A 13,357-nucleotide genomic window follows, 5' to 3' on the forward strand; every position below is an offset into this window, starting at 1 on the left:
ATGAGCCCATTAAAAAATACATTTCTGATAGTTTTACTGTTTATAAGCGGGTACAACTGCCTTGCACAAACAGATCCTAAACTTACCGAAGTATGGGATCCCGAACCTGCCCTGGTAACACCGGGTATGGGCAATAAGCCCCCATCAGATGCTATTATTTTATTTGACGGTAAAAACCTTAACCAGTGGACCGATCAGAAGGGCATGCCACCCGGCTGGACGATTAAGGACGGCATACTAACCGTTAAACCCGGCAGCGGCTCTATCATTACCAAGCAAAACTTTGCAGACTGCCAGCTGCACGTGGAGTGGCGCGCGCCAGCCATTGTAAAAGGCGAGGGCCAGGAACGCGGCAACAGCGGTGTTATTATGCAAAGCCGTTATGAGTTGCAGATATTGGACAGCTATAAAAACCGCACTTACTCCAACGGGCAGGCCGGATCTATTTATAAACAGCATGTACCATTGGTTAATGCCTCGTTAAAACCCGGCGAATGGCAAAAGTATGATATATTTTACACCGCTCCTCGCTTTAATTTAGACAGCACGCTAAAAACTCCGGCCTATATTACGGTTGTACACAATGGCGTTCTGGTACAGAACCATGTAGAAATTAAAGGAACGGTAGCACATGTTGGGCAGCCTAAATATAAGAAACACCCGTTTGCCCAGCCATTATTGCTGCAGGAACATGAGTTCCCGGTATCGTTCCGCAATATATGGATCAGGGAAATAAATGTGCAGAAGCTGTTTAACGGCAAGGACAAAACCGGCTGGTACACTTATCTTGACACATTGGGCAAAGACAACGACATTCATAATAATTTCGTGGTTGAAAATGGCGCGGTACACGTAATGGGCAAATACTTTGGCTACCTTGCCACAAAAAAATCATACGCCAACTATTACCTTAAAGTAGTATTTAAATGGGGTACCAAACAGTATTCCCCGAGGCAAACGGGTAAACGTGATGCTGGTATCCTGTATCATTTTCCTGAAACGGCAAAAGATATGGTTTGGCCAAAATCAATAGAATGCCAGATACAGGAACAGGATTGCGGCGATATATGGTGCGTGCAGCATACCAATGTTGATTCGCCAAATAAATGGGAAACGGCCTGGGACCAGAAGCATATATTCCGTACCGAGAATTTTGAACATCCGCGCGGTGAGTGGAACACCATTGAAATTATATGCAATGGCAACCAAATTGAACACTACGTGAATGGGCACCTGGTAAACTGGGGTATAGCGTCCTTATCAGAAGGGAAGATTCTCCTGCAATCTGAAGGGGCCGAGATATTTTATAAATCGGTTGAGCTTACACCGCTTTAACAGAAAGCAAAAAATTAACGATAAACACTTATTTTTACAGCATGATCAGATGCCTGGTAGTTGATGACGAGCCTTTAGCGCTGCATATTTTGGAAGATTATATTTCCAAAATGCCTTTCCTGCAATTGGTGAAAGCCACAACCAACCCTATTGAAGCCTTAACTTTAGTACAGGCCGGCAATGTTGATCTGGTATTTTTAGATGTACAAATGCCCGAACTTACCGGCATCCAGTTTTTAAAAATATCAAATGGTAAAGCTAAAGTGATATTAACAACCGCGTATTCGCAATATGCTTTGGAAGGATATGAGTTAGATGTGGTAGATTACCTGCTTAAGCCCATTGCATTAGACAGGTTTTTTAAATCGGTACAAAAAGCGCAAAGTATTATACAGCCGGTTATTAAACCCGTTCAACAGGCAGAGGTTGCCCAGCAAGATGACTTTTCGACCGATTTTATTTTCGTGAAAACCGAACATAAAATACAGAAGGTTTACCTGCATGATATTTTGTTTATTGAAGGGCTGAAAGATTACATATCTATATTTACCCCAACCGAGCGCATTATTACCCTGCAAGGCATGAAAAAAATGGAAGACGCCCTGCCCGAGAAGCATTTTATACGCGTACATAAATCATACATTGTGGCTCTCAATAAAATTGACAGTATTGAACGCAGCCGTATCCAGATAGGCGACAAAATTATCCCCGTAGGAGATACCTACCGTGATGACTTTTTCAGGATGATAGAGGATAAGAATATTTAGGCCTCTAAAACAGGATTTACAAAGGTTAACCTCAACATAAAAACGCGTTATTGAGGCATCTCTCTGCACTGGTCCTTTACCCTGCAAAGCAACCAGAACCACTGGCTGCAATTATTTTGCCAAACTTCGTTCTCACATGGCCCTGACTTCAGCAAAAATTTGCTATGCCCCTGCAACTACACAGTCCATCATGTTCTGTCTGCTTTCACCTGAAGCGAGCTGCTGAAGGGGAAGAATTAGGCTGAGGGCAGGTATCATGCTGCTACTTGTCGAAGCGTGGTGGGCAAGCTTTCGTGTATAATAGGGAATTAGCAGATAAAAGCGGGTAAAGGCCCGACAAAAAAGCGGGCCAGGGTGCTTTGCCTGTGGGCGGAAGCTTTTTTTTGTCTTGATCTTTTGGTTACTTTTGTATCAAAAGTAACAGCCTCAGCGGCAATTGAGCGCTCTACGGTAGGCATTGTTTGCTCTGTATAGTATAAAGATTGCTTCGTACTTCGCAATGACACGTGGACATAAGAAGTATTCCTCCCTTTCGGTTGCCTTAGTTCCTCAGGATGACAAATATATTTTTACCTCACCTCTGCTTCTTCCACACTATCCTTCTCGCCTATTTGCTGGCGCCACATGGCGTAATAAAGTCCTTTTTGAGCCAGGAGGTCCTGGTGTCTGCCCGATTCAATGATGCGTCCCTTTTCAAGCACATAAATGCTATCGGCATGCATAATGGTCGACAGGCGGTGAGCAATCAATATAGTGATGTGATTTTCCAGATCAGATACATTACGGATGGTTTCGGTGATTTCTTCTTCGGTTATCGAATCAAGCGATGAAGTGGCCTCATCAAACACCAATATATCCGGCCGGCGCAGCAATGCACGGGCAATAGACAGGCGTTGTTTTTCACCACCAGATACTTTTACCCCGCCCTCTCCAATTACAGTACTCAGCCCTTTATCTGCACGGGCCAGCAGGGTTTGGCAGGCGGCGCGCTGTAGCACGTCCATACACTCCTCATCAGTGGCATTGGGGCGTACAAACAACAGGTTCTCGCGTATGGTACCCGAAAACAGTTGGGTATCCTGTGTTACAAAACCAATTTTTTCGCGTAGCTGGTCAAGATCAATATCCTTGCTTAATATACCGTTGTACAAAATATTACCTTCTAAAGGCTGATACAAACCAACCAGTAATTTTACGAGCGTAGTTTTCCCCGAGCCCGAAGGGCCAACAAAGGCAATGGTTTCGCCGGTGTTTGTTTCAAAATTAATATGGTTAAGCGCGTTGCGGTTAGCAGTTAAATGCTTAAATGTAACATCGCTAAATGTTAACGTATTTACTTTTTCAAGCAGCACCGGTTTTTCTGGCTTTACATCAATAGGCGTGTTTAATATCCCTTTAAAATTACCAAGAGAAACCTCAGCCTCGCGCCATGATAGTATCACATTGCCCAACTCCTGTAACGGGTTAAATAAAAAGAAGGAGTAAAATAAAAAGCTAAAATATTGCCCGGGAGAAATTGACTCTTTAAAAATAAGCAGTAACAATATCACCACCATTACACTGCGCACGAAATTTACGGTAGTGCCTTGAACAAAACTCATGCTGCGAACATATTTCACCTTTTTAAGCTCCAGATCAAGTATTTTATAAGTAGTGTTATTCAGCCTGGCTATCTCCTGTTTGGCCAAACCCAAACTTTTTACCAATTCAATATTCCTGAGCGATTCGGTTGTTGAACCCGCAAGCGCCGTGGTTTCTGATACGATACGCTTTTGAATAGTTTTTATTTTGCGGCTCATGGCCATACTCACAAAAGTAATAATGGGTATTGCAGCAAAATATACCAGCGTTACCTGGTAGTTAACACTCACCGAATATATGATAACAAATATCATCCCGATAAGGGATACAAATAAGATACCGATAAAGGAAGTGATAAATTTTTCGCAGTCGAGCCTTACTTTTTGTAAAATACCCAATGTTTCACCACTACGCTGATCTTCAAAAACCTGGTAAGGCAATTCTAAAGAGTGTTTCAGGCCATCAGCGTACATTTCGGCACCTACCTTTTGGGTTATGATGTTGGTAAAATAATCCTGGAAGTTTTTAGCGATACGCGATACCATCGCCACACCAATTGCAGCCCCAATCAATATTAATACCTGGTGCAGGTACTCGTTATATTGCAGTGTGGTGCGTTTCTCAATAACACGATCTACAATTCGGCCTGTTATCCACGGATCGAGCAGTGAAAAGCCAATGTTCATAGCCGCCATAACAAGGGCCAGTACAACTATCCACCGGTGTTTTTTTAAGTAAGAAAGTAATATATTCATGTTTCAACGACAAAAATAAAAAAAGGGAATGGCTAAGTAGCTCATTCCCTTTTAATTTGACATAAGGTTAATATTAAACCGTCATGATATCTTTTTCTTTGGCGTCAGAAAGCTGATCAACCTTAATAATGTAGGCATCAGTTAACTTCTGGATTTCGGCCTCTCCTACTTTTATCTCATCTTCAGATACGCCTTCGCTTTTTAATTTCTTAATTTTTTCGTTCGCGTCTTTACGAATGTTACGAACTGCTATTTTACCGGTTTCTGCTTCGGCTTTGGCTTTTTTAACCAGGTCACGACGGCGCTCTTCTGTTAGCGGCGGTACGTTAATGCGGATAATTATCCCATCGTTTTGTGGGTTAAGACCCAGGTTTGCTTCCTTAATTGCTTTTTCAATAGCTCCCAGTAATGACTTTTCCCATGGTTGAACAACAATGGTACGGGCATCTGGTGTGTTAACACTACCTACCTGGCTTAACGGAGTAGGGGTGCCATAGTAATCAACCGTAACGTCATCCAATAATGATGGGTTGGCTTTACCTGCTCTTATTTTATTTAATTCACCATCGGCATGGTCAATGGCTTTGTCCATTAAAGCCTTGGCTTCAGTAACTTGTTTTTTAATGAGTTCGCTCATTGTTCTTATTTTTTCACAAAAGTAATAAAATCTATCATTTTACTAACTTTCGTAACGGAGTAAAAGTAACGCCCATTGCAATAATCGGTAAAAATACATGGTTACGAATTGCAACATATTGAAAATACGCGGCGTCCTATAGGTCTATCCATTTTAATTTACGCTGATATGAGATCAACCTTATCCGTCTTATTAGTTTTATTATTTGCTGCACAAAATAGTTTTGGACAGCCCGGAGCGGCGTTCGAAAAACAGGTACATGAGATCACCGGCATCCTGCAATTACCTGGGTTTAGCCTTGCTATAGTGAAAGACGGGAAGTTAGTTTACCGCCAGATGGAAGGATATTCAGATCTGGAGAAAAAAACGCCTGTAAGGGATGATGACTTGTTCATGATAGCCTCAGTGACTAAAACCATGACCGCAAACCTGGTCATGCAGTACGAGCAGGAACATAAGGCGAGTTTGGATGACTACGTGCTCAATTACCGGTACATCGATATTGGTTTCGGTTGGCCTTATAATGTGGATGTAAATGCCAGGATCAGGCACTTCCTCTCGCAAACATCAGAAGATGGCCCCGGAAATTCATTTGTTTACAATGGTACGCGGTTTAATTATATGTATGGGCTTTTTGAAACGGCGGGAGGCCATATGCCTGATGTAGATGCCTTCCAATTGGAGCTGCAAAAAAGGGTGCTGACGCCGCTGAGGATGGAACATACTATCTTCGGTTTTCCGAAAAACCGCACAGACACCCTGTTCCGGCATATTGCCAAACCTTATATCTATGACCAAACCAGCAAGCGTTTAGTTGAAAACACCGCGAATTACACGCGGTGGACAAGGGCATTCCCATCCGGCGGCCTCTTGTCTACTATTGCAGACTTGATTAAATACACCAACAGTTATGATAAACATACCCTGATCACGGAAGCCAGCTACCAAAAGGTCACTACGCCTACGGTGTTAAACGATGGTTCACTAAGTCCTTACGGACTTGGATGGTTCAGTGAAACATTTGGCGGCAAACATATCCACTGGCATTACGGACAGGCCGATGATTATGCAGCCCTCTTTATCCGTGTACCGGAAACTGGCTATACCTTTATTTTCCTGGCCAACTCCAATGCGCCTTCTGAGGCATTAAGGCTGGGTTCTGGGCAAATATGGGAGTCGCCGCTTGCAGCAGCATTTTTCAGACACTTTATATTCAACAATGATGCCATGGCCCAGCAACAACTTGAACCTGAAGAAATAATAGGAAAGGCACTGTGTATGCACTACGCGGAAAACCGGACAGGGATATACAAAGGCGAAGCCGCGAACCTCATCACCCAGCTCGCCAAAACACATCCGGAACGTTTTAAACGCTATGATCCCGGTCTCATTTATCTACTCACTGATCTGCGGGTACCGGCTTTTCAGCCGTTAATTGATCAGCTTGCAGATGCCTACCGCGCAAACGGGCATGTACAGCCTTATGTGATGACCGACCTTGGAAACTATTACCTGTCTGCAGGAATGAACACCCAGGCATTTGAATTTTACCAAAAACTGGCTGATGCCAAAGGTTTTGAATTCTGGCAGCTCTCGGCAGAAGCAGCACATAAAGCAGGACAATTACTTATCAAACAAGGAAAAACGGCAGAGGGCCGCGCTTATTATTGGAAAGCCATTAACTATATGAAGCTGCAATACGCCGACGACAACAGTATCCGGGAGGTGATCAAGGAAATGAACTCCTTGTGAACGTTATACTATACTCGTAGCGGCCAGGCCACAAAACGACTTATTGCCTTTGAGTTTTCCAGGGGTAAACTCCAAATGTTAAATAACTTTATTTAACATTTGGAGTTATTATTTGTACTTATATTAGTGTAAACCTTTTACACGATGAAAACAATATGGCTGTTTATTTTGATGATAGGCGGTGTTGCTCAATTAAGGGCACAGCAATTAACACCCTCACCTAAGGCTCCTGACAATTCTATTTATCAATATTTTAAGATAAAGCCCGACAACAATTTATTCAAATCAGTTCCGGTTTTGCCTAAAGAAAACCAACTCAAAACAGTTGATGTGATAGAACCGGTTTATAATATGCCTGTTGTCAAATTGTCCTCCGACGATAAGATGCCGGTTGCCAAACCATGGGACCATAATACACGCTATACCATGCTGATAAAAGACTTTGGAAATACAAAGGCCGATTCTGTTTTAACTAAAGCAATCCGCCCCTAAATTCAACCGCTTAAAAATCTTTATTCAGTACCTTTTCCAGTTCGGCAAAGCTGATGTTCATTTTAACACGGCCCTGTTTGGCGTAAGAGAGTTCACCGGTTTCTTCTGATATGATGATGGCTGTTGCCTCATTGGCTTCGGTTACCCCAATACCGGCGCGGTGGCGCAAACCAAACTGCGCAGGCAGGTCTGTTTTTTCGGTAAGCGGTAAAATACAACTTGCCGATTTAATTTTATTTTCAGATATCACCACGGCACCGTCATGCAGCGGACTTGTTTTTTGAAAAATGCTTTCGAGCAGACGTTTGGAAATTTTGGCATCAACCACCTCGCAGCTGTTCTGATAAAATTGTTCGTCGTAATACTTGGCAAATACTATTAAAGCCCCGGTACGGGTTTGTTTCATGCTTTTACAGGCATCAATAATGGGTTTTATGCGCGCGTAATTATTTTTTTCGACCTCGGTTTTACCAAAAAAGTACTGCCACCAGGCCTTATTACGCTGCAACGAGGCATTTTTACCTACCAGCAGCAAAAACCGCCGCACCTCCTGCTGAAAAACCACTATAACAGCAATAATACCCACATCAACAAACTTACCCAGTATTACGGTAAGCAGTTTCATATCAAGTGCCTTTACCACAAAGTTGAGCGCAAATATTACCGCGAAACCTATAAATATATTGGCCGCTATGGTACCCCTGATGAGGTTATATAGCTGGTAAATAATAAAGGCTACCAGTACCACATCAAGAATATCAAAAAACGTGATTTTTGGAAAGCTTTGGAGTAAGGATTGCATTTACGAAGTTAATAAGTTTAAAGAGAAGTTAAAGCGAAGTTAACGCATCATCATAGACACGGCTAATTTTCAAATCAATATGATGCTAAACAGGCTCAGGGAATGTATGGCCCGCCAACCACTCCCCATCCCCACTCGGGCATAGGCGCATCGGTTGGTTCTGTTGTTTCATCGGTTTTGGAGTTAATTACCGCTATGCGGGTACCCCACTCCAGATATGCCATAAAAGCAGAACGAAATTCGGGATCATCGGGCAATGAAAGTTCATCGGCGGTTAACAGCAGCAGTTCCATCCAGCGCTTGCGGTGTGCTTCGGTCAAATATTTTTGCAGGTGCTTACTGATCATTATAAAATGGCTTCCTTCTTCTTCACTGTAGGTTTTTGGTCCGCCCAAAACTTCGGCAACAAAATGCGCTACATGCAAACGGTGCTGGCTGCTCATGTGCCTGAATACCGGTTCAAGCAAATCATCGGCTAGTACTTTATCATAAAACTGATCAAAAAGTTTTTCAAAAGCCTGCATGCCTCCCGCCCACTCAAAAAGTGTAGGTACAGCAGGTTTATTCATCTTATCCATAGTAGGTATAATTTATGTTAAAGATAAGGGAGCTCGGGCAAAATTAAAAGCATTATATAATGTGAGCTGGTTTAGCAGCTTATTTATCGCGCTCGGTAGTAAAGCGGACCAGCTGTTCAAGCCCCCGGTGCGAATCGCTGTCGGGAAAGGTATTCAATATTTCAAAAGCTTCATCCTGATATTTTTTCATCTGGGTTTCGGCATACTGCAGACCACCGGTTTCATTTACAAACTTAATGATCTGCGCAATCTTGGCCGGATCGTCATTGTGGTTTTTAACCAGGTTAATGATCCTTTTTTTCTCGGCACCGGTAGCGTTGGCCAGCGAATAGATAAGCGGCAGGGTAACTTTTTTCTCTTTAATATCAATACCCAGGGGCTTGCCTACATCATCGGTACCAAAATCAAACATATCATCTTTAATCTGGAAAGCGATACCAATCTTCTCGCCAAAAAGACGCATTTTTTCAATAACCTCGTCAGACGCCCCGGCAGATGCCGCACCGCAGGCACAGCATGAAGCGATAAGCGACGCAGTTTTTTGCCTGATCACCTCGTAATACACCGGTTCGCCAATATCCATGCGGCGCACCTTTTCAATTTGCATCAGTTCGCCCTCGCTCATTTGCTTTACAGCGTCTGACACGATACGGAGCAACTTAAAATCATTATTATCAATAGATAGCAGTAACCCTTTCGACAACAGGTAATCACCAACCAAAACGGCTATTTTGTTTTTCCATAAGGCATTTATAGAAAAAAAGCCACGGCGCTGGTAAGAGTTATCAACTACGTCATCGTGCACAAGTGAGGCCGTATGTAGCAGCTCGACTAAAGCGGCACCGCGGTGCGTAGATTCATTGATGCCCCCGCAAATACTGGCAGCAAAAAACACGAACATTGGCCTGATCTGTTTCCCTTTACGCTTAACAATATAATGGGTTATGCGATCAAGCAAAGGTACTGAGCTTTGCATAGAAGCCTTGAACTTCTCCTCAAACACATCAATATCGGCAGCGATAGGTTTTTTAATGTTGTTGATGCTCAGCATTTAAACGAAACAGGATTTTATGTATAAAAATGCCATTTGGCAATATGAAGCAAACATAAGCTAAAATTATTTATCTGCATTACGGGTAAATATTTTTTACTCAAATTAAACCAAAGCCCTTTTTTATATTCTATACTATAAATGCCATATTTTTTATAAGTTGAGTTAAAGTTTTCGTGGAGCGGGGCCCTTAAAAAGGGCTTCGCTTTTTTATTGCCTGGAAAAGCAATATTATTTTACCTTTGCAAACTAATTTAACCAGGAGAGGTGTCTGAGTGGTCGAAAGAGCACGCCTGGAAAGTGTGTATACGCCAAAAGTGTATCGAGGGTTCGAATCCCTCCCTCTCCGCTGAAAGCGATTAAGCCTGACAATTGTCAGGCTTCGCTGTTTAGAGTAAGAATGGTGTATTTTCAGGTGTTCTAAATCTCATAATGCCATATTAATTTTTGTAACTCGGTTCCTGAAAAGGCTTCAATGGCGGGTAAGGCTTATTTGAGAGAAAAACTACAAGATCAATTTAGGCGTCTATATTCAATAGGTGTATAACCAACTTGTTGCTTGAAAAGTCGTGTAAAGTGCTGCGGATATTTAAATCCCAGTTCGTAAGCAATTTCACTTACTGATTTAGCCTGATCAAAAATCCTCTCTTTAGCAACGTCCATGATTTTGATCTGGATGTATTCTTGTGCGGTCTTGCCTGTTTCTTTCTTTATTACATCGCCAAAATAATTTGCAGACAGATTGAGTTCACTTGCACAACCCGCCACTGTAGGAAGTCCGATATCCTTCGGCTTCTCCGACATAAAATAATCGTTCAATAATGTTTCGAAACGCTCAATAATACTTTTATGCACCTGGTCACGTGTAATAAATTGCCTGTCATAAAAGCGCGTACAATAATTGAGGAAGAGCTCGATATTGCTAGTAATGAGAGTTCGGCTGTGTTTATCGATTGCGTGTTCCGTTTCATATTCAATTTTTGCAAAGCAGTCCAGCACGATTTGCCTTTCCCGGTCTGATAGATGCAACGCCTCATTGACATCATAAGAAAAGAATGAAAAATCATGGATATGCTTTCCAAGAGAGGTCCCTTTAATCAGATCAGGGTGGAACAATAGGGCCCATCCCCTTGGCTCAAATACTTTAACACCGGGCGGAACACCCATTATCTGACCTGGGGCGATAAACACCAGGGTGCCCTCCTGATAATCATAGGTCTTTCGGCCATATCGTAATTCGCCGCAATTGATTTCCTTAAGATAGATAGCATAAAGTCCAAAATTAAACGTTTGGGCTGGCATCGGTGCAGCCTTCGATAAATCAATCACTGTTATCAAAGGGTGCAAAGTCGGTACATCACGCATTTTGTTGTACTGCGCAACGCTTTCTATTTTTATAATTTCTTCCATCAATTTCTGGTTGTGTAAATCAAATTTAGCTGTTTAGTTTAGCTTTGGTATATCTTTTCAGTTCGACCTGTAATATTGGTAGGCAATCCCGTAATCCATATAACTCACAAACCAAAAACAGGTAGGAACTTTGTGGTGTTCAATTAGAAATGCATTGGCGGTTAAGTTCCTTTCTGCTTTCAATCTGGACTGTTTTTTTAATATTTTATATAAACTCCATGAAAACAAGAACATTAGGAAAACAAAGCCTCCAAGTTTCTGAACTGGGCTTTGGCTGTATGGGACTAAATTTTTCATACGCAAATTCGATCAGTAAAGAGGAGGCTGTTAAAATCATCCGTGCAGCGGTTGAAAAGGGTGTCACTTTTTTTGATACAGCTGAAGCGTATGGACCTTTTTCCAACGAAGAAATTGTTGGCGAAGCGCTGGCACCATTTCGTAAAGATGTAGTAATTGCCACCAAGTTTGGTTTTGACATCATTGATAATAAGATGGTTGGCGTAAACAGTCGCCCTGAACATATAAGGCAAGCGGTTGACGGTTCACTGAAAAGGCTTAACGTAGAAGTCATCGATCTGCTTTACCAGCATCGTGTTGACCCGAACGTTCCTATCGAAGATGTGGCTGGAACAGTAAAAGAATTGATTGCGGAGGGTAAGGTGATCCATTTCGGCTTATCGGAAGCGGGATCCGAGACTATTCGCAAGGCGCACGCGGTTCAACCACTGACGGTCGTGCAGAATGAATACTCTATGTGGACCCGCAAGCATGAAGTAAACGTGTTCCCATTGTTGGAAGAGCTTGGCATCGGTTTGGTCGCTTACAGCCCGCTTGGGAAAGGATTTTTAACAGGTGCGATGAATGAAAACACGAAAATCGAAAACAATGATTTTCGTCATCAATTGCCGCGTTTTCAGCCTGATGCTATGAAAGCAAACCAGGCATTGGTGGATTTACTAAAGTCCGTTGCGAATCAGAAGAATGCGACACCCGCGCAAATAGCACTGGGTTGGGTGCTTGCACAAAAGCCATGGATTGTTCCAATTCCAGGTACAACTAAATTATACCGCCTCGAAGAAAATCTTGTCGCAACAAGTATTGAATTAACAGCAGATGAATTAAGGGACATTGACCAGGCAGCAGCTAGTATCAGAATTGAAGGCGACCGTTACACCGAAGCCTTGGAAAAAACAACAGGGTTATAAAATTTAATAATACAAAAAAGATGAATTCGAACAAAGTATGGTTTATCACCGGCGGAAACAAGGGTATTGGTGCCGCCATTGTAAAAGAAGCACTAGGGAATGGCTATAATGTAATAGCTGCGGCGAGAAATATTGATAGTGCAAAAGAAACACTTGGGCATCATCCAAATCTTCTAATAGTTAAACTCGACATTACCAATAATGAGGACGTGAATAACGCTGTGAAGGCCGCGTTAGACCGCTTTGGAAGAATTGATGTATTGATAAATAACGCTGGTTATGGCTTACTGGGCTATTTCGAAGAAATGTCAGAAACATCAATTCGTAAACAAATCGAGACTAACCTATTTGGTACAATGAAGATCTCCAGAGCTATCCTTCCCGTAATGCGGAAACAAGGTTCGGGCTTTGTCGTTGTCGTCAGCTCTACGTCAGGAATAAAGGCCGTTGCCGGTAGTTCTGTTTACAGTGCATCAAAATTCGCTTTAGAGGGTTGGGTAGAGGGAATGAATATCGACATGAAAAGCTTTGGCATAGGCTTTATGTTATTAGAGCCGGGCGCATTCCGTACTGACTTTGCCAATGAAAATGCCTCTATGCAATTGCCAGACCTGGAAGTGGAGGGCTATAGTGAAGCTCGTGAAAACCTTGCTCAGATATTCCATACCATGAACGGCAATCAGGCCGGCGACCCCGCGAAACTGGCAAGGGGGCTTGTTAAAGTTGTAAAATCAGAAAATCCACCGTTACGTTTACTGATTAGCAAAGGTGCAATCCCAGCGGTTGAAACCTACTATAAAACACGTTTCGCTGAGTTCGAGCATTGGAAAGAAGTGTCAGTTGATAGTGATTTCGACAAATAATCATAATGATTGTTTGTCTGATTTTATGCCATAATTTTCTTTACATAATCCATAAAAGTGTTTTACATCCGCACTTTTGGAATCACAAAAATAACCCTATGTTTCCTTTATTATTTTGCAAATATCTCT

At 42.4% G+C, this 13,357-nt stretch carries 12 protein-coding genes and 1 tRNA gene; 7 read left to right on the top strand and 6 right to left on the bottom strand.

The window, feature by feature from the left end; all coding sequences use genetic code 11:
- Both SNE25_RS30585 and SNE25_RS30590 read left to right on the top strand, forming a co-directional pair.
- Complete coding sequence (locus SNE25_RS30585) at positions 1–1,335, top strand: 3-keto-disaccharide hydrolase (RefSeq protein ID WP_321562802.1); 1,335 nt, start codon at positions 1–3, stop codon at positions 1,333–1,335.
- Positions 1,336–1,376: 41 nt separating this feature from the next.
- Entirely contained in the window at positions 1,377–2,102 is a 726-nt protein-coding gene (locus SNE25_RS30590; protein WP_321562803.1) for a LytR/AlgR family response regulator transcription factor, read from the top strand.
- Positions 2,103–2,671: 569 nt separating this feature from the next.
- Here SNE25_RS30590 and SNE25_RS30595 read toward each other — a convergent pair.
- Complete coding sequence (locus tag SNE25_RS30595) at positions 2,672–4,438, bottom strand: ABC transporter ATP-binding protein (RefSeq protein ID WP_321562804.1); 1,767 nt, start codon at positions 4,436–4,438, stop codon at positions 2,672–2,674.
- 73 nt (positions 4,439–4,511) lie between these two features.
- Entirely contained in the window at positions 4,512–5,075 is a 564-nt protein-coding gene (frr, locus tag SNE25_RS30600; RefSeq protein WP_321562805.1) for a ribosome recycling factor, read from the bottom strand.
- 168 nt (positions 5,076–5,243) lie between these two features.
- On the opposite strand from frr, the gene SNE25_RS30605 reads away from it, so the two are divergent.
- Both SNE25_RS30605 and SNE25_RS30610 read left to right on the top strand, forming a co-directional pair.
- A complete protein-coding gene (locus tag SNE25_RS30605) occupies positions 5,244–6,827 on the top strand; it encodes a serine hydrolase domain-containing protein (RefSeq protein ID WP_321562806.1) in 1,584 nt (527 codons plus the stop codon).
- Positions 6,828–6,971: 144 nt separating this feature from the next.
- The gene (locus tag SNE25_RS30610) at positions 6,972–7,319 is read left to right on the top strand and encodes a hypothetical protein (protein WP_321562807.1); all 348 of its coding nucleotides are present in this window, start codon (positions 6,972–6,974) and stop codon (positions 7,317–7,319) included.
- 10 nt (positions 7,320–7,329) lie between these two features.
- On the opposite strand, the gene cdaA is transcribed toward SNE25_RS30610, so the two are convergent.
- From cdaA to SNE25_RS30625, 3 genes are all read right to left on the bottom strand, one after another.
- Positions 7,330–8,121 (bottom strand): diadenylate cyclase CdaA, encoded by a 792-nt coding sequence (cdaA, locus tag SNE25_RS30615; RefSeq protein WP_321562808.1) that lies wholly within the window; start codon positions 8,119–8,121, stop codon positions 7,330–7,332.
- 95 nt (positions 8,122–8,216) lie between these two features.
- Positions 8,217–8,699 carry a group II truncated hemoglobin gene (locus SNE25_RS30620; protein WP_321562809.1) on the bottom strand — a complete coding sequence of 161 codons (483 nt, stop codon included), beginning with the start codon at positions 8,697–8,699 and terminating at the stop codon, positions 8,217–8,219.
- Between the two features lie 79 nt (positions 8,700–8,778).
- The gene (locus SNE25_RS30625; protein WP_321562810.1) at positions 8,779–9,750 is read right to left on the bottom strand and encodes a polyprenyl synthetase family protein; all 972 of its coding nucleotides are present in this window, start codon (positions 9,748–9,750) and stop codon (positions 8,779–8,781) included.
- 261 nt (positions 9,751–10,011) lie between these two features.
- On the opposite strand from SNE25_RS30625, the gene SNE25_RS30630 reads away from it, so the two are divergent.
- Positions 10,012–10,099 (top strand) — tRNA-Ser (locus tag SNE25_RS30630).
- A gap of 164 nt (positions 10,100–10,263) precedes the next feature.
- Here SNE25_RS30630 and SNE25_RS30635 read toward each other — a convergent pair.
- Positions 10,264–11,160, bottom strand: a complete 897-nt coding sequence (locus tag SNE25_RS30635; RefSeq protein WP_321562811.1) for a helix-turn-helix domain-containing protein — start codon at positions 11,158–11,160, stop codon at positions 10,264–10,266.
- A 218-nt stretch (positions 11,161–11,378) separates the two neighbouring features.
- On the opposite strand from SNE25_RS30635, the gene SNE25_RS30640 reads away from it, so the two are divergent.
- Both SNE25_RS30640 and SNE25_RS30645 read left to right on the top strand, forming a co-directional pair.
- The gene (locus SNE25_RS30640) at positions 11,379–12,365 is read left to right on the top strand and encodes an aldo/keto reductase (protein WP_321562812.1); all 987 of its coding nucleotides are present in this window, start codon (positions 11,379–11,381) and stop codon (positions 12,363–12,365) included.
- Between the two features lie 20 nt (positions 12,366–12,385).
- Positions 12,386–13,228: an SDR family NAD(P)-dependent oxidoreductase gene (locus SNE25_RS30645; protein WP_321562813.1), complete on the top strand. Its 843-nt coding sequence runs from the start codon at positions 12,386–12,388 to the stop codon at positions 13,226–13,228.
- Positions 13,229–13,357 lie beyond the last annotated feature (129 nt).

Origin of the sequence: Mucilaginibacter sabulilitoris (genome assembly GCF_034262375.1) — a bacterium.
Classification (GTDB): Bacteria; Bacteroidota; Bacteroidia; order Sphingobacteriales; family Sphingobacteriaceae; genus Mucilaginibacter; species Mucilaginibacter sabulilitoris.